Origin of the sequence: Sphingobium sp. PAMC28499, from assembly GCF_004795815.1 — a bacterium.
In the GTDB taxonomy this organism is placed as follows: domain Bacteria; phylum Pseudomonadota; class Alphaproteobacteria; order Sphingomonadales; family Sphingomonadaceae; genus Sphingobium; species Sphingobium yanoikuyae.
In genome coordinates, this window is the sequence record NZ_CP039248.1 from 4151623 (window position 1) to 4175134 (window position 23512).

The 23512-nt window shown below is 65.3% G+C and carries 22 protein-coding genes and 1 pseudogene; 11 read left to right on the plus strand and 12 right to left on the minus strand.

What is annotated here, in order from left to right; all coding sequences use genetic code 11:
- Positions 1-33: 33 nt before the first annotated feature.
- The gene (locus tag E5554_RS19695) at positions 34-957 is read left to right on the plus strand and encodes a DUF2171 domain-containing protein (RefSeq protein ID WP_136187827.1); all 924 of its coding nucleotides are present in this window, start codon (positions 34-36) and stop codon (positions 955-957) included.
- 207 nt (positions 958-1164) lie between these two features.
- On the opposite strand, the gene E5554_RS19700 is transcribed toward E5554_RS19695, so the two are convergent.
- The 3 genes from E5554_RS19700 to E5554_RS19710 all read right to left on the minus strand — a co-directional run bounded on the left by E5554_RS19700 (position 1165) and on the right by E5554_RS19710 (position 4350).
- A complete protein-coding gene (locus E5554_RS19700; RefSeq protein WP_136187828.1) occupies positions 1165-1998 on the minus strand; it encodes a CoA ester lyase in 834 nt (277 codons plus the stop codon).
- A complete protein-coding gene (locus tag E5554_RS19705) occupies positions 1995-2447 on the minus strand; it encodes a MaoC family dehydratase (protein ID WP_136187829.1) in 453 nt (150 codons plus the stop codon). The genes E5554_RS19700 and E5554_RS19705 overlap by 4 nt, the downstream gene beginning before the upstream one ends.
- Before the next feature lie 61 nt (positions 2448-2508).
- Positions 2509-4350, minus strand: a complete 1842-nt coding sequence (locus E5554_RS19710; RefSeq protein ID WP_136187830.1) for an acetyl/propionyl/methylcrotonyl-CoA carboxylase subunit alpha — start codon at positions 4348-4350, stop codon at positions 2509-2511.
- 116 nt (positions 4351-4466) lie between these two features.
- Here E5554_RS19710 and E5554_RS19715 point away from each other — a divergent pair, with 116 nt between their 5' ends.
- Positions 4467-4823: an endonuclease domain-containing protein gene (locus E5554_RS19715; protein ID WP_313737313.1), complete on the plus strand. Its 357-nt coding sequence runs from the start codon at positions 4467-4469 to the stop codon at positions 4821-4823.
- On the opposite strand, the gene E5554_RS19720 is transcribed toward E5554_RS19715, so the two are convergent.
- A complete protein-coding gene (locus E5554_RS19720) occupies positions 4824-6425 on the minus strand; it encodes a carboxyl transferase domain-containing protein (protein WP_136187831.1) in 1602 nt (533 codons plus the stop codon).
- Between the two features lie 39 nt (positions 6426-6464).
- Between E5554_RS19720 and E5554_RS19725 the strand changes: the two genes are divergently transcribed.
- Positions 6465-6803, plus strand: coding sequence for a DMT family protein (locus E5554_RS19725; protein WP_017499869.1), 339 nt, complete (start codon positions 6465-6467; stop codon positions 6801-6803).
- 130 nt (positions 6804-6933) lie between these two features.
- Here E5554_RS19725 and E5554_RS19730 read toward each other — a convergent pair whose 3' ends face one another.
- Positions 6934-8079, minus strand: a complete 1146-nt coding sequence (locus tag E5554_RS19730; protein WP_004211231.1) for an isovaleryl-CoA dehydrogenase — start codon at positions 8077-8079, stop codon at positions 6934-6936.
- 85 nt (positions 8080-8164) lie between these two features.
- Here E5554_RS19730 and E5554_RS19735 point away from each other — a divergent pair, with 85 nt between their 5' ends.
- Complete coding sequence (locus tag E5554_RS19735; protein WP_136187832.1) at positions 8165-9037, plus strand: LysR family transcriptional regulator; 873 nt, start codon at positions 8165-8167, stop codon at positions 9035-9037.
- Positions 9038-9189: 152 nt separating this feature from the next.
- Here the strand turns inward: E5554_RS19735 and E5554_RS19740 are convergent, their stop codons facing one another.
- Positions 9190-10035 carry a DUF4239 domain-containing protein gene (locus E5554_RS19740; protein WP_136187833.1) on the minus strand — a complete coding sequence of 282 codons (846 nt, stop codon included), beginning with the start codon at positions 10033-10035 and terminating at the stop codon, positions 9190-9192.
- A gap of 441 nt (positions 10036-10476) precedes the next feature.
- Here E5554_RS19740 and E5554_RS19745 point away from each other — a divergent pair, with 441 nt between their 5' ends.
- The gene (locus E5554_RS19745; protein WP_247594311.1) at positions 10477-11553 is read left to right on the plus strand and encodes a BamA/TamA family outer membrane protein; all 1077 of its coding nucleotides are present in this window, start codon (positions 10477-10479) and stop codon (positions 11551-11553) included.
- Positions 11554-11758: 205 nt separating this feature from the next.
- Positions 11759-13258 (plus strand): glycosyltransferase family 39 protein, encoded by a 1500-nt coding sequence (locus E5554_RS19750; RefSeq protein ID WP_168708742.1) that lies wholly within the window; start codon positions 11759-11761, stop codon positions 13256-13258.
- Between the two features lie 10 nt (positions 13259-13268).
- Here E5554_RS19750 and queA read toward each other — a convergent pair whose 3' ends face one another.
- The 5 genes from queA to E5554_RS19775 form a co-directional block, all read right to left on the minus strand.
- Positions 13269-14297 carry a tRNA preQ1(34) S-adenosylmethionine ribosyltransferase-isomerase QueA gene (gene queA / locus E5554_RS19755; protein ID WP_136187836.1) on the minus strand — a complete coding sequence of 343 codons (1029 nt, stop codon included), beginning with the start codon at positions 14295-14297 and terminating at the stop codon, positions 13269-13271.
- Positions 14298-14322: 25 nt separating this feature from the next.
- A complete protein-coding gene (locus E5554_RS19760; protein ID WP_004211219.1) occupies positions 14323-15096 on the minus strand; it encodes a peptidylprolyl isomerase in 774 nt (257 codons plus the stop codon).
- A 285-nt stretch (positions 15097-15381) separates the two neighbouring features.
- Positions 15382-15894, minus strand: coding sequence for a pantetheine-phosphate adenylyltransferase (coaD, locus tag E5554_RS19765; protein ID WP_010337450.1), 513 nt, complete (start codon positions 15892-15894; stop codon positions 15382-15384).
- Between the two features lie 3 nt (positions 15895-15897).
- Positions 15898-16803, minus strand: coding sequence for a farnesyl diphosphate synthase (locus E5554_RS19770; RefSeq protein ID WP_004211215.1), 906 nt, complete (start codon positions 16801-16803; stop codon positions 15898-15900).
- An 8-nt stretch (positions 16804-16811) separates the two neighbouring features.
- On the minus strand, positions 16812-17069 hold the full coding sequence (locus E5554_RS19775; RefSeq protein WP_004211214.1) for an exodeoxyribonuclease VII small subunit: 258 nt from the start codon (positions 17067-17069) through the stop codon (positions 16812-16814).
- 190 nt (positions 17070-17259) lie between these two features.
- Between E5554_RS19775 and E5554_RS19780 the strand changes: the two genes are divergently transcribed.
- The 5 genes and pseudogenes from E5554_RS19780 to E5554_RS19800 all read left to right on the plus strand — a co-directional run bounded on the left by E5554_RS19780 (position 17260) and on the right by E5554_RS19800 (position 22759).
- Positions 17260-17643, plus strand: a complete 384-nt coding sequence (locus E5554_RS19780; protein ID WP_004211213.1) for a hypothetical protein — start codon at positions 17260-17262, stop codon at positions 17641-17643.
- A gap of 177 nt (positions 17644-17820) precedes the next feature.
- Positions 17821-18156, plus strand: a pseudogene (locus E5554_RS19785) (glycine zipper 2TM domain-containing protein).
- Between the two features lie 79 nt (positions 18157-18235).
- Entirely contained in the window at positions 18236-20413 is a 2178-nt protein-coding gene (gene purL / locus E5554_RS19790; RefSeq protein WP_136187837.1) for a phosphoribosylformylglycinamidine synthase subunit PurL, read from the plus strand.
- Between the two features lie 296 nt (positions 20414-20709).
- A complete protein-coding gene (locus E5554_RS23415) occupies positions 20710-20976 on the plus strand; it encodes a hypothetical protein (protein WP_247594312.1) in 267 nt (88 codons plus the stop codon).
- Positions 20977-21088: 112 nt separating this feature from the next.
- Entirely contained in the window at positions 21089-22759 is a 1671-nt protein-coding gene (locus E5554_RS19800; protein WP_136187838.1) for a glycoside hydrolase family 43 protein, read from the plus strand.
- Here E5554_RS19800 and E5554_RS19805 read toward each other — a convergent pair.
- Positions 22717-23490 (minus strand): methyltransferase domain-containing protein, encoded by a 774-nt coding sequence (locus tag E5554_RS19805; RefSeq protein ID WP_136187839.1) that lies wholly within the window; start codon positions 23488-23490, stop codon positions 22717-22719. The two genes, E5554_RS19800 and E5554_RS19805, sit on opposite strands and share 43 nt — an antisense overlap.
- Positions 23491-23512: the final 22 nt, after the last annotated feature.

The window sequence follows — 23512 nt, forward strand, 5'->3', positions numbered from 1 at the left end:
CGCGATCCTCCGACAAGCACAAGGAGACGGACCATGGGTTATCAAGGCGGACGCCGCTATGGCGGCGATGATCGCTATTCGACCGACTGGGATCGCGGCAACGACCGTTACAATGATCGGTACAGGGCACCGCGCGACGAGCGCGCCTATCGATATGGCATGCGCGGCCAGTTCAGTGGGCCGGGTGCCCGCCCCTACCCCCAGGGCTATGATCCCGACGAGCGCGGCTTCCTCGACCGGGCGGGCGACGAGATTCGCAGCTGGTTCGGCGATGACGAGGCGGAACGCCGCCGCGAATATGACGAATATTATAACCGCCCCTATGGCGACCCCCGCGACCAGTCGAGCCGGCTTGGCTATGCCTCGGCCGCGCGCAGCGACTATCTGCCCGGCCGTGGCTTTGCCCCCTATACCGGGGAGCGCAGCGGCTATGGCAGCGAGGATCATGGCTATCGCAACCGCGCCTTCGGCCCGCAGCAGGACTATGGCGCGCATCATGACAGCAACTATTATAGCTGGCGCCAGCAGCGGATCGACGAATTGGACCGCGACTATGCCGAGTATCAGCGCGAACATCGCGATCGCTTCAACAGCGAATTCGGCACATGGCGCACCCGTCGCGGCGAGCAGCGCCAGGCGGTGACGCAGGTGCGCGAGCATATGGAAGTGGTCGGCAGCGATGGCGAGCATGTCGGCACGGTCGACAAGCTGCGCGGCGACCGCATCATCCTGACCAAGAGCGACAGCGATGCGGGCGGCGTCCACCACTCCATCCCCTCCTCCTGGATCAAGTCGGTCGATGCGACCAAGGTGACGCTGGAGAAGAGCGCGGACGAAGCGCAGCACGCCTGGCGCATCGAGCGCGAACAGCAGGCGCTGTTCGGCGATCGGGACGATACGCGCGGCACCTATGGCGCCGGATCGTCGACCAATTATGAAAAGAGCCGTTACCGCTAAGAGTCTGTTTTGACATGCGCCTTTGGCGCATCCGCACCGGCCCACACCCCCACCCGACCTCCCATTCAGGATACACTCTGTGGGTGGTCGGGTGGGGGTGTGGGCCGGTGCCGCGTCCGAAATGCGCTCTTTCGCGCATTTCGAGAAAAAGTCCGAACAAAGGCAACTACATGGAAAGGCCCGGCCGCGATGCCGGGCCTTTTTTTTTCAGAGCGCGGCGAGCACCCGCTGCGCCTGCACCAGATGCGGGCGATCGATCATCTTGCCGTCCAGCTTCAGCACGCCGGCACCCGGATTGGCAGCAAAGGCGTCGACCACCGCGCGGGCATGATCGACCTCCGCCGGGGTCGGGGTGAAGCCGGCATTGATCGCCGCGACCTGGACCGGGTGGATCGCCATCATGCCGGTAAAGCCATCGCGCCGCGCCCGGCCGACATAGGCGGCCAGATCATCCATCGCATCGATCCGGGGGAAGACCGTGTCGATCGCCGCGACACCGGCGGCGTGGGCCGCGAACAGGGTCAGGCTGCGCGCCATCTCGATCGGCGCGGTATAGCGGCCATCGGCTTCGCGCGCGCTGGTGGCGCCGATCGAGGCGGGCAGATCCTCCGCGCCCCAGGTGAGGCCGGCCAGCCGATCACGAACGCTGCGATAGCTGCCAAGCTCGAACAAGGCCGCGGGCGTTTCCGTGGCGATCGGCAGGATCGGCGGCAGGCGCCCTGCCCCGGCCAGTTCCTCCAGCGCCAGGATGCTGACCGCCCCTTCCGCCTTGGGCAGCATGATGCCATCGGGCGCGGCCGGCAGGATGACGGCCAGATCGTCGGCGGTCTGCCCGCCCTCCAGTGGATTGACCCGGACGAAGGCGGTGCAATCGCGCGCCTCCCCCAGCCACGCGGCGATCGCGTCGCGGGCATAGCCCTTGCGCTCGGGTGCGACCGAATCCTCCAGGTCGAGGATGATCGCATCTGCGCCGCTCGCCGCCGCCTTGTCGAACCGTTCGGGACGATCGCCCGGTACAAAGAGCAGCGAGCGAAGTTTCATGCAGACCTCTTCTTGAGCAACGCCATGCGCAGGCACTGGCAGACAATCTCGTCCCGCTGGTTGAGCAGGCGATGGGTGAAGGTGACGATGCCGGCCTCCGGACGCGAGCGACTTTCCTTGAGGTCCGTAACCTCGGTCTCGCAGCGCAGCGTGTCGCCGATGAACACCGGCTTGGGCATGACGAGTTTGTCATAGCCCAGGTTCGCGACCAGCGTGCCCATGGTGGTATCGCCCACCGACAGGCCGATCATCAGCGCGAAGCTGAAGGTGCCGTTGACGAGGATCTGGCCGAATTCCGACGCCTTGGCCGCCTCGGCATCCAGATGCAGCGGCTGGGGATTATGGGTCATGGTGGTGAACAGCAGGTTGTCGGTCTCGGTCACCGTGCGGCGCAATTCATGCGCGATCCGGTCCCCCACCTTCCATTCGTCAAAATGCCTGCCCGCCATAGTTCGCCTCTATATAAATATGCACATTAGTGCAATTATCATTCCATGGAGCCGGATCGGCTCAGCCCTCGGCCTGATCGATCCGGGCCAGCAATACGCCCTCGCTCACCTGGCCGCCCTCGGCCGCGTTCAGGTCTGCGACCACGCCATCGAACGGCGCGACCAGGCTATGCTCCATCTTCATCGCTTCGAGCGTCAGCAGCTTCTGCCCCTTGGTCACCGCCTGCCCGGCCGTCACCGCCACGGCAATGATGCGGCCGGGCATGGGCGACAGGATCGCGCCGTCGGATGCCGCGCCACCGGCGCCACCGGCAACACGCCAGGGGGTCATTTCCCAGACCTGCCCGCCCTCGGCAATCAGCACATCCTCCAGCGGCCGGACGTCGCCCAGACGCGGATCATAGCGCACCGCATGGGGATGGCCGTTCAGCAGGAAATTCGCTTCCGCCCGGACCGGCGCATTGAGGCGGAAGCCAGCCAGCGCCCCGCCCGGCGTCAGCGCCGCTGCCGCGTCGGCCAGTGCCGCGTCGGACGGATCAGCCGGCGGCAACAGCGCGTCGCCCTCCCGCGCGATCAGGCCGGTGTCGAGCCGGGCCGCCGCGAAATCCGCATTCTCCAGCGCCTTGACCAGAAAGCCCGCATTGGTGCGCAGCGGCCAGATCACCGTCTCATCAAGCGCCGCCGCCAGCCGCAGCCGCGCCGCGTCGCGCGTGTCGCCATGGGCGATGACCTTGGCGATCATCGGATCATAATAGGGCGAAATGGCCGCCCCTTCCTCGACGCCGGTATCGATGCGCGCACCGCCGCCCAGTTCGAACGTCTCGAGCGTGCCGATCGAGGGCAGGAAGCCCTTGGCCGGATCCTCAGCATAGAGGCGCGCCTCCATCGCCCAGCCATTGATCGACAGTTGATCCTGCGTCCGTGGCAGCGGTTCGCCCGACGCGACGCGCAACTGCCATTCGACCAGATCCTGGCCGGTGATCTCCTCGGTCACGGGATGTTCGACCTGAAGCCGGGTGTTCATTTCCATGAACCAGATGCGGTCGGCACGCAGCCCGCCCGATCCGTCGGCGATGAACTCGATCGTGCCGGCGCCGACATAGTCGACCGCCTTGGCCGCATTGACTGCTGCCTGGCACACGGCCGCGCGGGTCGCCTCATCCATGCCGGGTGCGGGTGCTTCCTCGATCACCTTCTGGTGGCGGCGCTGGAGCGAACAGTCGCGCTCGAACAGATGGACGACATGGCCATGCTTGTCGCCGAACACCTGCACCTCGATATGGCGCGGATTGGTGATCCATTTTTCCAGCAGCACCTGGTCATTGCCGAAGCTGGACGCCGCCTCGCGCCGGCAGGACAGCAAGGCATCGGCGAAGTCGGCCGCGGCATCGACCTTGCGCATGCCCTTGCCACCGCCACCGGCGACCGCCTTGATGAGGACAGGATAGCCGACCGCGTCGGCCTCCGCCGCCAGCCGCTCGGGTGACTGGTCTTCGCCCAGATAGCCCGGCGTGGTGGGCACGCCGGCATCCTGCATCAGTTTCTTGGCCGCATCCTTCAGGCCCATGGCGGTGATGGAGGACGGGTTGGGGCCGACCCAGATCAGCCCCGCGTCGATCACCGCCTGCGCGAATTCGGCATTTTCCGACAGGAAGCCATAGCCGGGATGAATCGCCTGCGCGCCTGTCGCTTTCGCTGTCGCGATGATCCGGTCACCGACCAGGTAGGATTCGCGCACCGGCGACGGGCCGATATGCACCGCCTCATCCGCTTCGCGCACATGCAGCGCGTCGGCGTCAGCATCGGAATAGACCGCGATCGTGCGGATACCCAGCCGCCGCGCGGTGCGGATCACCCGACAGGCAATTTCGCCCCGATTGGCAATGAGGAGGGATTGGATCATAGTGCATTCCTCCCCGGCACGGGGAGGGGGACCGTGCGAAGCACGGTGGAGGGGCAGGCGCCATGTTGACCGGACCAGGCCGAACGGTGAAGCGCGCGCGTGAATTGCGCCGCCAGATGACCCTGCCGGAAGGGCTGTTGTGGCAGGCGCTGCGCCAGCGCCCGAACGGCTTCAAATTCCGTCGTCAGCATCCAGCCGGCATCTATATCCTGGATTTCTACTGCGCGGTCGTTCGACTGGCCATCGAAGTCGACGGCAGCAGCCATGACGGGCCTGATGCCCTGCGCCATGATGCAGCCCGAACCCATTGGTTGACGGCGCAAGGCGTTACGGTGCTGCGCATAGCGGCCGCCGATATCCTGCGAGATTTGCCTGCTGTGGTCGATCATATCATCTCTCACTCTCAAAGGCTCCTGCCCCTCCACCACTCGCCTCCGGCGAGCGGTCCCCCTCCCCGTGCCGGGGAGGAATGATCACATCCGGAACACGCCAAATTGCGCGCGTTCGTCCACCGGCGCGTTCAAGGCGGCGGCGAAGGCCAGCCCGAGCACATCCCGTGTCTGGGCCGGGTCGATCACGCCATCGTCCCACAGGCGCGACGTCGCGAAATAGGGATTACCTTCATCCTCATATTTCTGGCGCACCGGCGCCTTGAAGGCTTCGGCCTCTTCCGGCGTCCATTTGGCGGCGTCGCGGTGGACGGTCGCCAGCACGCTCGCCGCCTGCTCGCCACCCATCACGCTGATGCGGGCATTGGGCCAGGTGAAGAGGAAACGCGGCTGATAGGCGCGGCCACACATGCCATAATTGCCCGCGCCGAAGCTGCCGCCGATCAGCACGGTGATCTTGGGCACCTGCGCCGTGGCCACCGCCGTCACCAGCTTGGCGCCATGTTTGGCGATCCCCTCCGCCTCATATTTGCCACCGACCATGAAGCCGGAGATATTCTGGAGGAACAGCAGCGGAATGCGCCGCTGGCAGGCCAGTTCGATGAAATGGGCGCCCTTCTGCGCGCTTTCGCTGAACAGCACGCCATTGTTCGCCAGGATCGCGACCGGCATGCCCCAGATATGGGCGAAGCCGCAGACGAGCGTGGTGCCGTAGAGCGGCTTGAACTCGTGAAATTCGCTGCCGTCGACGATCCGCGCGATCACTTCGCGCACATCATAGGGGGCGCGCACATCCTGGGGGATGATGCCATAGAGATCGGCCGGATCGAACTTGGGCGGACGCGGGTCGCGCAGGTTGAGGTCGCTCTGGCGGTCGGGCTGCAGGGTCGAGACGATGTCGCGCACGATCGACAGCGCATGCTCGTCATTGTCCGCGACATGATCGACCACGCCGGACTTGCGGCCATGCAGGTCGCCGCCGCCCAGATCCTCGGCGCTGATGACCTCGCCCGTCGCCGCCTGCACCAGCGGCGGGCCGGCGAGGAAGATGGTGCCCTGGTTGCGGACGATCACCGTTTCGTCCGACATGGCCGGGACATAGGCGCCACCGGCGGTGCAACTGCCCATGACGCAGGCGATCTGCGGAATGCCGCGCGCCGACAGGTTCGCCTGATTGTAGAAGATGCGGCCAAAATGGTCGCGGTCGGGAAAGACCTCCGCCTGGTTGGGCAGGTTGGCGCCGCCGCTGTCGACCAGATAGACGCAGGGCAGCCGGTTTTCGAGCGCGATTTCCTGCGCGCGCAGATGCTTCTTCACCGTGACGGGATAGTAAGTGCCGCCCTTCACCGTGGCGTCGTTGCAGGCGATCATCACCTGTCGCCCCGACACCCGGCCGATGCCGGCGATCATGCCCGCGCCCGGCACCTCATCACCATATTGGCCATTGGCGGCGAGCTGGCCGATCTCCAGGAAAGGCGAACCGGGATCGAGCAGCCGCTCGACGCGATCACGCGGAAGCAGCTTGCCACGACCGGTATGCTTGTCGCGCGCGGCCGGCGATCCGCCCAGCGCCGCGTCGGCAACCCTGGTGCGCAATTCTTCCGCCAGCGCGCGATTATGCACAGCATTGGCGCGGAAGCCCTCGCCATCGGGTAACAGCTTGCTGTCCAGAACCGGTGCGCTCATGCCCTCGCCTTCCCGGCGTCCGCGTGCCACAGAGCAGATATGCCCACCATCATCCTTCTCATCCTCTCCAACCTGTTCATGACCACCGCCTGGTACTGGCACCTCAAGGGCGGCATGAACAAACCGCTGATGCTGGTCATCCTGATCAGCTGGGCGATCGCCTTCGTCGAATATTGCCTGGCGGTGCCCGCCAACCGCATCGGCTTTGCCCATGGCTGGTCCGCCGGACAACTCAAGATCGCGCAGGAAGCCATCGCCCTCGTGATCTTCGGCATCTTCATGGTGACCGTGCTGGGCGAACCGCTCCACTGGCGCCACGCGGCCGCCTTTGCCTGCATCATGGCGGCGGTCGGCTTCCTGTTCGTGGGGCGGACTTGATTTAGGGAAAAACGGTGCCGGCCCACACCCCCACCCGACCACCCAACCAGGATACTGTCGTGGGTGGCCGGGTGGGGGTGTGGGCCGGTGCGGCCAAATGCGCTCTTTCGCGCATTTGCAGACAGACTCCTCACGCGCCGATCAGTTCGCGGCCAATCAGCATGCGGCGGATTTCATTGGTGCCGGCGCCGATGTCGAGCAGCTTGGCGTCGCGCATATAGCGTTCGACCGGCCAGTCCCTGGTATAGCCCGCGCCGCCCAGCGCCTGCACCGCTTCCAGCGCGACCTTCATCGCATTCTCGCTCGCCAGCAGGATCGCGCCGGCGGCATCGAAACGGGTGGTCTTGCCCGCGTCGCAGGCGCGCGCCACGGCATAGACATAGGCGCGCGCGCTGTTGAGCGCGACATACATGTCGGCGACCTTGGCCTGCATCAGCTGGAAGGCACCGATCGGCTTGCCGAACTGCCTGCGCTCGCGAACATAGGGCAGCACCGTGTCGAGACAGGCCTGCATGATGCCGAGCTGGATGCCGGCAAGCACGGTGCGCTCATAGTCGAGGCCCGACATCAGCACGCCAGCGCCACCGTTCAGCGGCCCCATGATATTTTCTTCCGGCACTTCGCAATCGTCGAACACCAGTTCGGCGGTCGGACTGCCGCGCATGCCGACCTTGTCGATCTTCTGGCCGATCGAGAAGCCGGCAAAGCCCTTCTCGATCAGGAAGGTCGTGATGCCCTTGGAGCCCTCGCCGGTCTTGGCATAGACGACCAGCGTGTCCGCCTCGGTCGCGTTGGTGATCCAGAATTTCGTGCCGTTGAGGACGTAGCGATCGCCCTTCTTCTCGGCCTTCAGCTTCATCGACACGACATCGGACCCGGCACCGGCCTCCGACATGGCAAGGCTGCCGACATGCTCGCCGGAAATCAGCTTGGGCAGATAGCGCGCCTTCTGCGCGTCATTGCCCCAGCGACGGATCTGGTTGACGCAGAGGTTTGAATGCGCGCCATAGCTGAGACCTATGGAGGCGGAGGCTCGTGCCACTTCCTCCTGCGCCACCACATGCTCCAGATAGCCCAGGCCCAGGCCGCCATCCGCCTCGTCCACGGTGATGCCGTGCAGGCCAAGCGCGCCCATGGCGGGCCACAGGTCGCGGGGGAACCAGTCCTTGGCATCGATCTCCGCCGCCAGCGGGGCGATATGATCGGCGGCGAAACGGGCGGTGCTTTCGCGGATCATGTCCGCATGCTCGCCCAGCGCGAAATCGAAGTCGGTCATTGGCATCTCTCCTGCGCCGCACCCTAGTCCTGAACGCTGCAAGGGAAAAATTGAAACCACGGGCAGGAGTGTATAGTTTCCATCTATGATCGAACGTTATCTGCTGCGCTATTTCCTGGCGGTCGTGGACCAGGGCAATTTCTCCCGTGCGGCGGCGCATTGCCTGGTGTCGCAACCGACCCTGTCGGTCGGCATCGCCAAGCTGGAACAGGCGGTCGGCGCGCCCTTGTTCCTGCGTAGCAACCAGCGGGTCGAACTGACCGAGGCCGGCAGTCGCCTGCTGAGCCACGCGCGGCGGATCGAGCGCGAGTTCAACCTGGCCGAACAGGCGGGCGCGCAGACGGCCGAAATCCAGACGCTGCGCATCGGCCTGCTGACCAGCATCGCCGGCGCGCCGGTGGCGGCAGCGGTCGCCGCCTGCCCGGCCGAGGCGCGCGGCCGGGTGGAGTTTATTCCAGGATCGGAGCGCGAACTGCTCGGGCGCTTGGATGCCGAGCGGATCGACGTGGCGCTGACCCTGGTGCGGCCGGGCGCGGAAGAGCGTTATGCGGCGCGGCCACTGGCAGAGGAAGGCTATGGCCTGGCCCTGCCCGCCGATCACCGTCTGGCCGGGCGCGAGACGATCGCGGCGGAGGAACTGGCGGGCGAAACGATGATCGTGCGCCGTCATTGCGAGGCGCTGTCGGCGACCAGCCGCTATTTCGTCGATCGCGGCATCCGCCCGCATTTTGCCTATCGGTCGACCAATGACGAGCGGGTGATGCAGATGGTGGCGGCCGGCCTGGGCGTCACGGTGATGCCGCTGGGCTATCAATGGCCCGGCATGGCGCGCGCGGCGCTGCGCGACTTTGGCGAGCGCCGGACGATCGGCCTGCTCCATGGCCCGCGCGCCATTCCCCTGCGCGACACGCCACCGCCGATGCTTCGCGCGTTGGCAATGGCGTTTGGCAACATCTAAGAGAGTGGTTGAGACATCGCGAAAGCGCGATTTCCGATACGGTGCCAGCCCGCTCCCCCTCCCGGCCACCCAACGGCAGTATTCTATGGGTGGCCGGGAGGGGGAGCGGGCTGGTGCCGGAATGCGCCGGATGGCGCATTCTCAAACAGACTCTAAGGCGCTGGCGCCGCGACCGGCTTGCGCCAGATGTCGAAGGTGCCGGGCGGTTGCTGTTTCAGCGTCTCGCGCAGTTCGATCATCGGCCCCTGGCTTTCGACGATATTGCCGCCCGCCGGCCGGTCGATATCGATAATCAACATGTAGGACATGGTGAAGAGCAGGAATAATATGCCCGCCAGCATCCGCCCCTGTGTTTCCGACCGGGCATAGCCCAGCATCCCCGCGGTCACCGCGATATAGAGCCACAGCGCCAGGAACACCTCGCCCGGCACCCGGACCTTGCGCGCCGCCTTACGCGAGCTGTCCATGTCGATCACTTCGTTGACGGTCGAATGGAGCGAGGAGGCCAGCGCGGAATTGCCGATCGTGTCGGTCGCCGCCAGCGTGCCGGCCCATAGCTCGACCAGCAACCTATCGCTGGCGACGATCAAGGGCGCCATCTTGTCGGGGCTGGCCGTGCCCAGTTCGACGCGATTATTGGTGTAGTTGACCAATATCTGCGACATCCGCGTGCGATGCGGTTCGGGCAGGCCCTGGACCCGCAAATAGCTGGTGCCGATGGCGTTGGCTTCCTGCAGCACCAGCGCCCGGCGCGTTTCGAACCGGCCAACTGCCAGTGCGAAGGTGAAGCCCAGCAGCAGCGCAACCAGACCGATCACGGCAGAGACGATATAGCCTTCCGCCCCATTTTCTTCCGTGGCGCCCTTGTGCGTCAGCAGCAACCGCACACGCCGCCGCAGGACATAGCCGGCTGCCGCCGTCAGCATCATCGTTGCCAGCATCAGCAGCCCGACCAGCAGGATGGGCAGCTTGTCCAGAAATTCCGCCAGATTGGCCATATGACCCCCTCAATGTATCGGGGGCAGCATGTCCCGTTTCCGGGGCCGGTAGCCATCGGGCGAAACACCGGCATGGCTCAGGGATTATCCCTAGTGGTGACCGGCCGACGCCGGCTTTCCATGACGATAGTCAGGCGAGAGCGCAAAGCGATCGACATGTGGGGACATCGCCATTTCAGTTGCTTACGCATGCCCTGCCCTGCATCCGTCCGATCGCATTCCCCCGAATGTCACGGCGCAATTCGACGGCTTTGCCTTGAAGCTGCGCAAGATCGCCGGCCATGCTTCAGTGTTTGTCCCGATGGCTCCTCTGCCGGAGATGAGGGATGGATAGCGCATGGCCATCCGCCCGCCTCTCCCACAGGCCCCGGCATGATCCGGCGCTATCGCCTCGGATGCGTGGCGCTTACGTCCGTCCCCTGCCTGTCAGCGGGCATGGCAATGGCTCAGAGCGAGACCGACGCGAACAGCCTGTCACGCGCCCTGCCCGCCGAAGGCAGGACTGCAGCCTCCCCCACCCGCAAGCCCCAGATCCTCTTCGCGCCCGTGCCGCTGTCCAATCCGGCAACCGGCACCGGCCTCGCCGCCGGTGCCATCGCCTTCTACAATCCCAATGCCGCGCCCCAGCAGTGGATCAGCGCTGGCGGCATCATCTATACCTCGCGCGGGACCAGGGGCGTCGGCGCCTTTCATTCCATGTCGTTCGACAAGGATCGGCTGCGCTTCAGCGCCAGCCTCTCCTATATCGACGATCGCAACGACTATTATGGGATCGGCGCGGCTGCGGGCGATGACGGTATCCATCGCGAGATCGACAGCAAGCAGTTGAACATCGACCTCCAGGCGTTGATGCGCGTCTTCCCGCGCGGCTATGCCGGCATCCGCTATCGCCTGCGCACCACCGACGCGCGGCTGAAAGAGGCGGAGGCAGAATCCTTGCCGGCGCCGCCGCTCGACGCCATGAACAGCAACCTGTCCGCGATCGGCCCCAGCTTTGCCTATGATACGCGCGACAGCGCGACCCAACCGCATCGCGGCATGATGTTGAGCGCCAATTGGCTGTTCGGTCTGCGCGCCCTGGGCGACAGTTATAGCCATGACAAGTTGCAGATGGCCGCCAACGCCTATCTGCCGATCGGCTCTGGCACGGTGATCGCACTGCGGGGCGCGCTATGTGCCGCCGGGGGCAACGCCCCTTATTATGATCTGTGCCTGTTCGGCGCGAACAACGATCTGCGCGGCTATGTCACCGGTCGCTATCGCGACAAGGCCAGTTGGGCGACGCAGGCCGAATGGCGCCAGCATGTCAGCGGCCGCTGGGGCGCGACCGCCTTTGTCGGGCTGGGCGGCATCGCGCCATCGGCCGGCACGATCATCGACAAGGGCAAGCTGCTGCCGGCCGGCGGCATAGGCCTGCGCTATCGCCCTTTCCGCAGCAATGACGTACAGTTGCGCGTCGACCTTGCGGCGGGAAAGGACGATCATGCCGTCTATGTCGGGATTGCGGAGGCCTTCTAGCCACCAGGTTCAACCTTGCGGCAGCAGCAGCGAGGAATGAACCGATAGCGCCACGCGACCAAGGTGCGGCTTTCCTCGGCGAAAGGGCGGATCACACCATCCTCGCTGGCCGCGACACCACCCCCGACCACGAAGCCCGCCTTCACTTATCCATATATTAACCATGGCAAATCACTGTCCTCGCAATTCATCCGAGGATCCGATCTTGCCCGAAACTTCCGCCGCGCGCCGGTTGCCCGCGACACCGATCATCCTGCTGACCGGCAGTTTCTTCCTCCTTGGCGCCCTCTATCTGGTCGGCATGCGCTTAAGCTTGGCGAACACGACCCCATTGTGGCTCGATGAAACCTGGAGCGGGATGATCGCGACGCGACCGGACTGGTCGTCCTTCTGGCGCGAGGCCTGGCTCGATTGCAATCCGCCACTCTATTATCTGCTGCTGACAGGCTGGGTGACGCTGTTCGGCGACAGCAATCTGATGCTGCGCCTCCCCTCCATCCTGTTCGTCCTCGCCGCCGCCCTGTTGCCGCTGCTCTGGCGCCCGCGCACGCTCGGTCGCACCGGCGCCTGGACATGGGCCGCCCTCCTCTTTCTGTGGCCGCCCAATCTGGGCATCATGGTGGACGCACGCGGCTATGGCCTGATGATGATGCTGTCGACCGCATCCTGCCTGACCGTCGCGCATCTGCTTGAGCGATTGACGCTGCGCTGGGCGATGCTCTGGGTCGGGCTTGGAACACTGATGTTCCTCACCCATTATTATGCCGCCGTCCTGATCCTGGGCCAGATACTGGTGCTGCTGTACCGACATCGCCTGAACCTGGCGCGGATGTGGCCGGCGATGATCGTGGCGACACCGGGCCTTGGCTGGTTCGCCTATCATCTGCCCCGGCTGGCAGACTATGCGCGCGACGATGTCGCCTGGTATGATCCTACCAGCCTGTCCCGAGCGATGCTCAACCTGGCCTTCGTCCTGGGCGCGCAGAATATCGTCGCCCTGTTCGCGGTCATCGCGCTTGTCATCGTCGCGACGATCCATATGCGGCGCCGGCAATCCGATATCCTATCGAGCGGCAGCGACCCGTTGCCGCTGACGGCACTGACGGCGGTAATCGGCTTTGCCATTGCGATCCTGGTCAGCCTATTCCAGCCGTCCCTGACCGACCGTTATCTGGTGCCACTGGTGCCAAGCGCGATGCTGGGCCTGACCCTGTTGATCCAGCGCACGCCGCGTCCCGTTCATGCCGCACTGGGCATGGCTTTCGCCTTCATGGTGCCCGTCCTCAACCCAACGCTGATGCGGACCGAACTGGGCGACCGAACGATCTACGGCTATGAACAGGGCAGCGACTTCATCCGCGCGGAACGGCCCGACCGCGTCCTGTTCCTATGGGATTCGCCCTCGGCAAAGATCATGGATCGCGCATCGCTTGCGGCCATCGGCGGCTATTTCCTGACACGGGCCGGAATGGACCTGCCAGTGGAACCGCTGGTCGTGGACCGCAGGGCCGATCCGAACGCAATATTGCGCGCCCATGCCATAAACGGCCGCCCCGCGCTGATCTGGCTATATAATGCCCATTATCGTTCGGCCGCCAAGGACCATCCGCCGACATTGCAGGATGACCCGTCCTGGCACTGCAACCGCGGCACCCGCACCGACATTGTCGGCAGCATCGCCTGCGTCAAACGAGCGGATCAATGACCGATCGCCGTCACGGCAGCAGCAGCGAAGAGTCCCCATAGCTGTAGAAGCGATAGCCGGTGGCGATCGCATGGGCGTAGACCTGCTGCATCCGATCGCGGCCCATCAAGGCACTTACCAGCATGAACAGGGTCGATTTGGGCAGGTGAAAATTGGTCATCAGCCCGTCGATCGCGCGGAAGCGGTAGCCGGGCGTGATGAAGATGCGGGTTTCGTCGGCGAAGGAGCGGATCACGCCATCCTCACCGGTCGCGCTTTCCAGCAGGCGCAGCGAAGTGGTGCCGACCGCGATGATCCGGCCGCCGGCCGCGCGCGCGGCGTTCAGGCGATCGGCCGTGTCCTGATCGATCCGGCCCCACTCGGCATGCATGCGATGGTCGTCGGTATCGTCCGCCTTGACCGGCAGGAAGGTGCCCGCGCCGACATGCAGGGTCAGCGTTTCGGTCAGCACGCCGGCCTGCGCCAGTGCGGCGGTGAGGTCGGGCGTGAAGTGCAGCGCGGCGGTGGGGGCAGCGACCGCGCCATCCTCGCGCGCGAACATGGTCTGGTAATCGCTGCGGTCACGCTCGTCGGTGGCGCGCTTGCTGGCGATATAGGGCGGCAGCGGCATGCGCCCGGCCCGTTCCAGCAGAATCTCGACCGGTTCCTCGCCCTCGAAATCGAGGGTGACGCCGCCATCCTCGTCGCGCGGGCCGGCGATCGCAGTGACGCCGGCACCGAAATCGATCCGGTCGCCATCACGCACCCGCTTGGCATTGCGCAGGAAGGCCTGCCACTGGCGCAGGCCCAGCCGCTTGTGCAGGGTCGCGCCGATCCGTGCCTCGCCCCGCATCCCTTCGAGCTGGGCGGGAATGACGCGGGTGTCGTTGAAGACCAGCACATCGCCCGCGCGCAGCAGCGATGGCAGGTCGCGCACGATGCGATCCTCCATCGCGCCGTCACCGGGCACGAGCAGAAGGCGCGCCGAATCGCGCGGGCTGGCCGGGCGGAGGGCGATATTCTCCGCCGGCAGATCGAAATCGAACAGGTCTACACGCATGACGATGGCCCTTCCGGGCGCAAGCTCACTTCTTCTTGGGGGCCGGCTTCTTGGCCGGGGCAGCCGGCTTCTTCGACGGCAGGGCCGCAGGTTCGGGCGCCGGCGGCGGGGGCGGCGGTGCCAGCACCGGCGGCTTGCCGTCGCTCTCGATCGAGGCCTGCAGGATCACGGTCGGGTCGGCCGGCGGCTCGCCCTCATGGATCGCGTCGACATATTGCATGCCTTCGATCACGCGACCGAAGACGGTATATTTCTTGTCGAGCTGCATGCGCGGCAGCAGCACGATGAAGAACTGGCTGTTGGCGCTGTCTTCGCTCTGGGCGCGGGCCATCGACAAGGTGCCGCGCAGATGCGGCATCGGGTTGAACTCGGCCTTGAGGTCGGGCAGCGTCGAACCGCCGGTGCCGTCGCCCTTGGGATCGCCGCCCTGGGCCATGAAGCCGGGGATGACGCGGTGGAACTTCAGGCCATTGTAGAAGCCCTGGCGGGTCAGTTCCTTGATCCGCTCGACATGATTGGGGGCGATGTCCGGGCGCAGCTGAATGCGCACGCGGCCGCCGCTCGACAGGTCGAGATCCCAGATATTCTGCGGGTCGGCCGGAATGGTCGCCGGCGGCAGTTGCGGCGTCAGCTGGGCGCCCAGCGACTTGGCATTCTGCTCCGCCTTCGCAGCGGTCTCCGCCTTCTTCATTTCCTCGGCACCGCCGCCGCCACCGCCGCCACCCTGGGCGAAGGCCACGCTGGACGCGGTGAGGGCGAAACCGATCGCCACGGTCTTGAGCGCGGAAGTGAAACGCATGCGAATAAGCTTTCCTTAGATCTTGCCCGGGAAGGTCAAGCCGTCCTGATAGCGCCCTGATCGGGATTGGCAACTGAACGCGGGCTGAAACGAGACGGCAACAATGAAGGCAACCCGTTCCTAGTGGTCCGATTCTGACATTTGGCACCGTTTGCCCGACCGGCGTATCCAAATGTCAGAATCTTCGTGGACCACTAGAAGATTCTGATTCTAGTGGATTTTACGATTTTGACATTTGCAGACTGATCCCAGCCGCCAAAGGGTGCAAATGTCAAAATCAATCCACTAGCCCTGCCCCTTGAGGCCAAGCGCGGCAACCCGCGCCTCCACCTCCTCGCGCACGGCGGGGCTGACGAACTTGTGGATCGGCCCGCCATAGAGGGCGATTTCCTTGACCAGACGCGACGCGATCGGCTGCAACGAGACGTCGGCCATCAGGAAGACGGTTTCGACCCGGCTGTTGATCTGCTGGTTCATGCCCGCCATCTGATATTCATATTCGAAGTCGGCGACGGCGCGCAGGCCCCGGATGATGACGCTGGCCCCCTGCGATTCGGCAAAGTCCATCAACAGCGAGTTGAAGCCGGTGACGACGATTTCAGTGTCGATGTCCGCACATTCGCGGCGAACCATGTCCAGCCGTTCCTCATCGGAAAACATCGGCGACTTGCTGATGTTGGTGGTGACGCCGATCACCAGCTTGTCGACCAGCTTCGCGCCGCGGCGGATGATGTCCATATGGCCAAGGGTGATGGGATCGAAGGTGCCGGGATAGACACCGATACGCGACTTGCTCATGATCTAGCGGTCCCTCTCCACAATATAGTCGGCAATAGCGCGCAGCAGGTCCGCCTCCGCGCCATGGCCGTGCAGGTGCGCCTTGGCCTGTTCAACGAGCAGACGCCCCTGTTCCCGCGCCCGGTCTACCCCCAGGAGCGAGACGAAGGTTTCCTTGCCGGCGGCGGCATCCTTGCCCAGCGCCTTGCCGGCGAGGGCCGCGTCGCCCTCCACATCGAGCAGGTCGTCGGCAATCTGGAAGGCAAGGCCGATGTCGCGGGCATAGCCGTGCAGACCAGTGCGCGCTTCGACCGGGATGCGCGCCATGATGGCGGCGGCATCGACGCAGAAGCCGATCAGCGCGCCGGTCTTGAGATTTTGCAGCCGGGTGACGGTGGCGAGATCGAAGCGGGTCTTTTCCGCCTCCAGGTCCATCATCTGCCCGCCCGCCATGCCGGCCGGGCCGCTGGCGACGGCGAGCGCCTTTACGAGGTCGATGCGGACGAAGGCATCGGGATGGGTCTGTTCGTCGGCGAGGATTTCGAAGGCGAGATCGTGCAGGCAGTCACCGGCCAGGATCGCGGTCGCTTCGTCGAACGCCTTGTGAACGGTCGGCTTGCCGCGCCGCATATCGTCATCGTCCATCGCCGGCAGATCGTCATGCACCAGCGAATAGACATGGATGCATTCGATCGCGAGGCCGACGCGCAGCGCGGATTCGCGGGAAATGTTGAACAGGTCGCAAGTCGCCTGCACCAGCAGCGGCCGCAGCCGCTTGCCACCCCCAATCGCGGCATGGCGCATCGCTTCATAGAGGCGATGGCGCGGATCGTCGGGGATCGCCAGCAGCGCGTCGAACGCCCGGTCGATATCGGCCGCGACCGTTGCCGCACGGGCGGCGACCAGCGCGCCTGCCGCGCTCCGTTCCATGCAGTGGGTCAATCCGCGCCGAACGGCTGGGCGCCGGTGATGGCGCCGCCGGCATCGACGGTCAGCTTGCTGATGCGCGCCTCGGCCGCCTGCAGCCGCTCGGTGCAGCGCTTGCGCAGTTCTTCACCCTGGGCATAGAGCGAGATCGACTCATCGAGCGGAACATCGCCGCTTTCCAGCCGGCGGACGATCGATTCGAGTGCGCGCAGCGCATCCTCGAACGACAATTGGGACAGATCCTTTTGCGGGGTATTTTCCTCAGCCATGCGCCTGCATTGACCGCCCCTGTCCACGGGGTCAAGCGCGGATGACATGGCAGCAGACCTAAGGCCGCTCAATAGTGGGTCAATCCCGCCGCTGTCACGCAAACGTCATGACGTCGCTGCACAGGCGTGGCGGAATTCGGGCAGTTTTGCGTTGACGCACAATGTTGCAAGCGCACATAAAAGGATCGCTATGAAATATTATCTCCCCCTCATCGCCGTTGCCGGCCTGACCATGCTGTCGGCCTGCAACAAGAGTGACGAACCCGAAGTCGTCGGCGGCCCCGCCGATCCGATGGCTGCCCAGCTTGCCAACGCCGCGCCGGTCGAGCTGCCGCCGTCGGTCAAGGCCAACAAGCAGTTCCGCTGCAAGGACAACAGCCTGTTCTTCGTCGACTATATGAGCGACGACAAGAGCGCGATCCTGCGCACCGAAAAGAATGGCGCGCCCACCATGCTGAAGGCGGCCGAAGCCGGCCAGCCCTTCACCGCCGAAGGTGGTTATGAGGTCAAGGGATCGGGCAACGACGTGACGATCACCGTTCCCGGCAAGTCGGCGCAGGCCTGCCACGTCTGATCGCAGCATTGCCTGAGTCTTTTTTCTGACAGGGGCCGGCTCTTCCCTAGGAACCGGCCCTTTTTCATGCCCAGCGCCTTTCCTGAACGACAGATAACGTGCCGGTTCAGGATGTTGCCAGCCAGCCGGTGGCAGAACAGCCTCGTACCAGAGATAAACAGGTCGAGGAGATGACCCATGAACTTCAAGAAGAGCCTGATCGCCATGGCCCTGGCGACTGCAACCGTCGCCACCGCCGTTCCGGCGACCTCCTTCGCCCGCGGCCATGACCGTGGCTGACACCGTGGCGACCGCCATTATGACCATGGTCGCTATTCCGACCGTCGCGGCTATCGCGGTGACTATCGCTGCCGCAAGTCGGGCGGCACCACCGGCCTGCTGCTGGGCGGCGTTGCCGGTGCCCTGCTGGGCCGCGCAGTCGACACCCGCGGCGATCGCACCACCGGCACCGTCGTCGGCGCTGGCGCCGGCGCCCTGGCTGGCCGCGCGATCGACCGCAACAGCAGCTGCTAAGCGACTTAAGAGCGGCGGCCATGACTTGGCCGCCGCCTCCCCATTGTGAATCCCGCGCCACGCGGCTAAAGGCGCGCTCATGTCCAGCAGCGCCCCCCAGATCACCCCGCAGATCGTTGCCGAGCACGGTCTGTCCCCCGAAGAATATGATCGCGTCCTGAAGGCGATCGGCCGCGAGCCGAACCTGACGGAACTCGGGATCTTTTCGGTCATGTGGTCCGAGCACTGCTCGTATAAATCCTCCAAGATCCACCTGATGAAGCTGCCCACCAAGGGTCCGCAGGTGATCTGTGGCCCCGGCGAGAATGCCGGCGTGGTCGACATCGGCGATGGCCAGGCCGCCATCTTCAAGATGGAAAGCCACAACCACCCCAGCTACATCGAACCCTATCAGGGCGCCGCGACCGGCGTCGGCGGCATCCTGCGCGACGTGTTCACCATGGGCGCCCGCCCGGTAGCCAACATGAACGCGCTCCGCTTCGGCCGCCCCGATCACCCCAAGATGAAGCATCTCATCAGCGGCGTGGTCCATGGCATTGGCGGCTATGGCAATTGCGTCGGCGTGCCGACCGTGGGCGGCGAGGTGAATTTCCACCCCGCCTATGACGGCAATATCCTGGTCAATGCGATGACCGTCGGCATCGCCGATACCGACAAGATCTTCTATTCGGCCGCCAGCGGCGTGGGCAACCCGATCGTCTATGTCGGGTCCAAGACCGGCCGCGACGGCATCCATGGCGCGACCATGGCGTCGGCTGATTTCGGCGAGGATAGCGAAGAGAAGCGCCCCACCGTCCAGGTCGGCGACCCCTTCACCGAAAAGCTGCTGATCGAAGCGTGCCTGGAACTGATGGCGTCGGACGCGATCGTCGCGATCCAGGACATGGGCGCCGCCGGCCTCACCTCCTCGAGCGTCGAAATGGCGTCGAAGGGCGGCGTCGGCCTGCACCTCAAGATGGATGACGTGCCGCAGCGCGAAACCGGCATGACCACCTATGAGATGATGCTGTCGGAAAGCCAGGAGCGCATGCTCATGGTGCTCAAGCCCGGCCGCGAAGCCTTTGCCGAGGCGATCTTCAAGAAGTGGGAACTCGACTTCGCCGTCATCGGCCATGTCACCGACACCGGCCGCATGGTGCTGGAGCATAAGGGCGAGATCGTCTGCGATATTCCGCTCGCGCCGCTGGCCGACGATGCGCCGCTCTATGACCGTCCCTCGATGCCGAAGGATGAGTATAAGATCTGGTCGAAGGTCGAACCGCTGGGTGAGATCGCCGAGAGCGCCGATATCGGCGCTGACCTTGTCACGCTGATGGGTAGCCCCGACATTGCCAGCCGTCGCTGGATCTGGGAACAATATGACCATATGGTCGGCGCCGACACGGTGCAGCGCCCCGGCGGCGACGCCGCGGTGGTCCGGGTCCATGGCAGCAGCAAGGGCATTGCCATCAGCACCGACTGCACCCCGCGCTATTGCTATGCCGATCCCTATGAAGGCGGCAAGCAGGCGATCGCGGAATGCTATCGCAATCTGAGCGCGGTCGGCTCGACCCCGCTGGCCGTCACCAACTGCCTCAACTTCGCCAATCCGCAGCGCCCCGAGATCATGGCGCAGCTGACCGGCTGCCTGGAGGGCATGGGCGACGCCTGCCGCGCGTTCGACTTCCCGATCGTGTCGGGCAATGTCAGCCTCTACAATGAATCCAAGGCGACCGGCGGTGGCTCGGCGATCCTGCCGACCCCGGCGATCGGCGGCATCGGCCTGCTGGCCGATATCGACAAGATGGCGACCGTGGCGTTCAAGAATGAAGGCGACGCGATCTGGCTGGTCGGCGGCGAAGGCACGCATCTGGGCCAGTCGATCTGGCTGCGCGAGATTGCCGGCCGCGAAGCGGGTGATGCGCCCAAGGTCGACCTGGCGGTCGAGCGCGCCAATGGCGACGCCGTCCGCGCGCTGGTGGTGGCCGGCACGGTCAATGCCGTGCATGACATTTCCGACGGCGGCCTGATCGTCACCGTCGCGGAAATGGCGCTGGCCGGCAAGATCGGCGCGACGCTGGACGTGGCGCTGACCACCGCTTCGGCGTTCGGCGAAGACCAGAGCCGCTATGTCGTAACGGCGCCGGCCGGCGTCGAGATTGCTGGCGCGGTCAAGATCGGCACCGTCGGCGGCGACAGCGTGGCGGGCGTGTCGATCGACGCGCTGCGCACCGCACATGAGGGCTTCTTCCCCGCGCTGATGGACAGCGAACTCTAAATCTTTCCGTCCCGCCGGGTGCAGCGCATCCGGCGGGACAAGTTCATCGCAATCTGTCATGATCCGCCCCGAGAAAATGGGGAGCGCACGATGCGCGAGAGGATCATCCGGGCAGCCCTGGTTGCCGGCACACTCGACATATTTTCCGCCTTCGTCTTTGCCGGCATGGCAGGCACGGCACCGCATGCGGTGCTGCAATTTGTCGCGAGCGGCCCGCTGGGCGATCGCGCGCGGGGCGATCCCGCCTGGATTGGGCAATCATCGGCCTGGCCGTCCATTTCGCGATCATGGCCTGCATGGCGGGCGCCTATATGCTGATCGCGCAGCGGCGCCCTGCCCTGCGCCGCCATCCGGTCGTCGCCGGCCTGCTCTATGGCCTGCTGCTCTGGGCGATCATGTACTGGATCGTGCGGCCGTGGCGCTGGCCCGCCATGTGGTTGCCCGCCGCCTATGCCGCGCTGCCGATCGGGCGGATCGCCTGGAACATCGGCAACCAGCTTTTCTCCCACTGCATCCTGGTCGGCCTGCCGATCGCCTTCATCGCCGCCGGGCGCCGACGATAGATAGTGACAGCGAAATTGACATATCCAGGCCGGTTTGCATGCACCGTACCGGATTTTTGATAGCGCTATCAAAAACTCCTGCCTATGCTCGGCAAAAATGGGAGGAGAGGATATGCGCAAGACCCGTCGTGCCGCCTTGCTGTTGCTGGCCGCCATTGCCGGCCCGGCCCTGGCAGGCCCCGCCCGCTTCAGCGATTTCCGCTATGACGGCCGCGCCCAGGAACAGGTGACGCCCGGCCCGGACGACTATCGCAACCCGATCCTGTCGGGCTATTATCCCGACCCATCGATCACGCGGGTCGGCGACACCTATTATCTCGTCAACTCCTCCTTCGCCCATTATCCGGGGCTGCCGGTTTTCCGGTCGAGCGACATGGTCCATTGGCGCCAGATCGGCAATGCGATCGACCGGCCCGACCAGTTTGATTTCAGCGGCCTGCGCAGTTCGCGCGGCATGTTCGCGCCCGACATCTCCTTCCATGACGGGCTCTTTTATCTGGTCGGCACCTGCGTCGATTGCGGCGGCAATTTCGTGATGACGGCAAAGGACGCGGCCGGGCCATGGTCCAAGCCGCACTGGCTGCCGTTCGAGGGGATTGATCCGTCGATCTACTGGGAAGGCGAGCGCGCCTTCATCGTCAATAATCGCGCGCCGACCGAACCGCCCCGCTATGAGGGGCATCGGGCGATCTGGGGGCAGGAATTTGACTGGCGCGCGCTCAAGATGAGCGGCACGGCGACGCAGATCGTCAATGGCGGCGTCGACATCAGCCAGAAGCCGTCCTGGATCGAGGGACCACATCTGCTGAAGCGCGAAGGGTTTTATTATCTGATCGCGGCCGAGGGCGGCACCGGCGACCAGCATAGCGAAGTGGTGTTCCGCGCCCGCAACCTGCGCGGCCCCTTCAGCCCCTATGCCGGCAATCCGATCCTGAGCCAGCGCAGCCTAGACCCGGCCCGCCCCCATCCGGTGACATCGGCCGGCCATGCCAAGCTGGTGCAGACGCAGGCGGGTGACTGGTGGGCGACATTCCTCGCGACTCGTCCCTATGGCCCGGACCTCTACAATATCGGGCGCGAAACCTTCCTGCTGCCGGTCGCATGGCGCGATGGCTGGCCGCATATATTGGAGGCCGGCAAGACCATTCCCTATGCGGCGAAACGCCCGCCCCTGCCCGTGCGCGATACCGATGCGCCGCCGACCAGCGGCGATTTTGCCTATCGCGACCGGTTCGACGGACCGCGCCTTAGCATGGACTGGATCGGACTGCGGACGCCCAAGGCGCCGCTTTACCGACTGGAGGCGGGCGCGCTGGTGCTGGACGGCACGACGGCGCTGGGCGACCTCAGCGGCGCCCCGGCCTTTGTCGGGCGGCGCCAACAGCATCATGTCGCGACCATCAGCACCGACCTCCGCTATCGGCCGGAGACGGAGGGGGATCGTGCGGGGCTGGCGGCGGTGCAATCCGACCGATCCTTCCTGTTCTTCGGCGTGACGCACAAGGACGGGAAACCGCAGCTCGCCCTGATGGTGCGCGAGGACAGCGATCATGACAGGCTGGTCGCGGCCGCGCCGATCGATCCCGCCAAGCCCGTCCGCCTGACCATCGCCCTTGACGGCGGCACGGCGCGCTTCGCCTATGGCGTCGACGGGCGGGAGACAGTGCTGGCACGCGATGTCGATATCCGCTTCCTCAGCACCCATGAGGCTGGCGGCTTCGTCGGCACGGTGGTCGGCCCCTATGCCTGGTCCGCGCGCGTCACCCGACCGATCAGCAACTGATAGACATCGCGGCCGCCCGCCTCGTCATAGGCGGCCATCACCCGGCGCAGCGCGGCGGGGGAGAGCGGCCGGCGCCCCTCGTCCGGCACCACCGCGCCGATCCCCTTGAGATGGCCGATCAGTGCGCGCGCGCCCTGCCCCTCCAGCAGGACGGTCTCGTCAAAGGCGAAGGCGTCGCCATAGGCCGCCAGCATCGCGCGCAGCGCGTCGAGCGAGGGGTAAGCGGGGACGCCGGGCGTCAGATCGCAGGCCGCATGGGCAGCGCGCCAATTGGCAAAGCTGCCCTGTCCCATGGTCGAGAAAATGAGGCTGCCGCCGGGGCGGAGCAGCGCCACCAGCCGCGCGATCGCAGCGGGCAGGTCGTCAAACCATTGGAAGGCAAGGCTGGAGAGAATGAGGTCGAACCATTCGCCCTCGAAAGACGGCGCCTCCCCATCCATCGTAAGGAAGGTGCCGGCGACCAGCCCGGCCGATGCAGCCCGGTCCAGCATCTTTGGCGAGATGTCCGTGGCGACCAGATCCGCGCCGGGCCAGCGGGTCTGGATGTCGCGCGTGAGCAGGCCGGTGCCGCAACCGATTTCCAGGATGCGCGCGACGCCGTCCGGGCTCTGTCGCTGGGCGATGTCGGCGACCAAAGCTGCAGCCGTCCGCTGCGGCCCGGCATGTTCGTCATACCGGTCGGCCGCCGCGCCGAAGGAGTCGCTTATCCGTTGCTTGCGGACCTGATTCATGGGTAGGCGCATGGCAGACCAA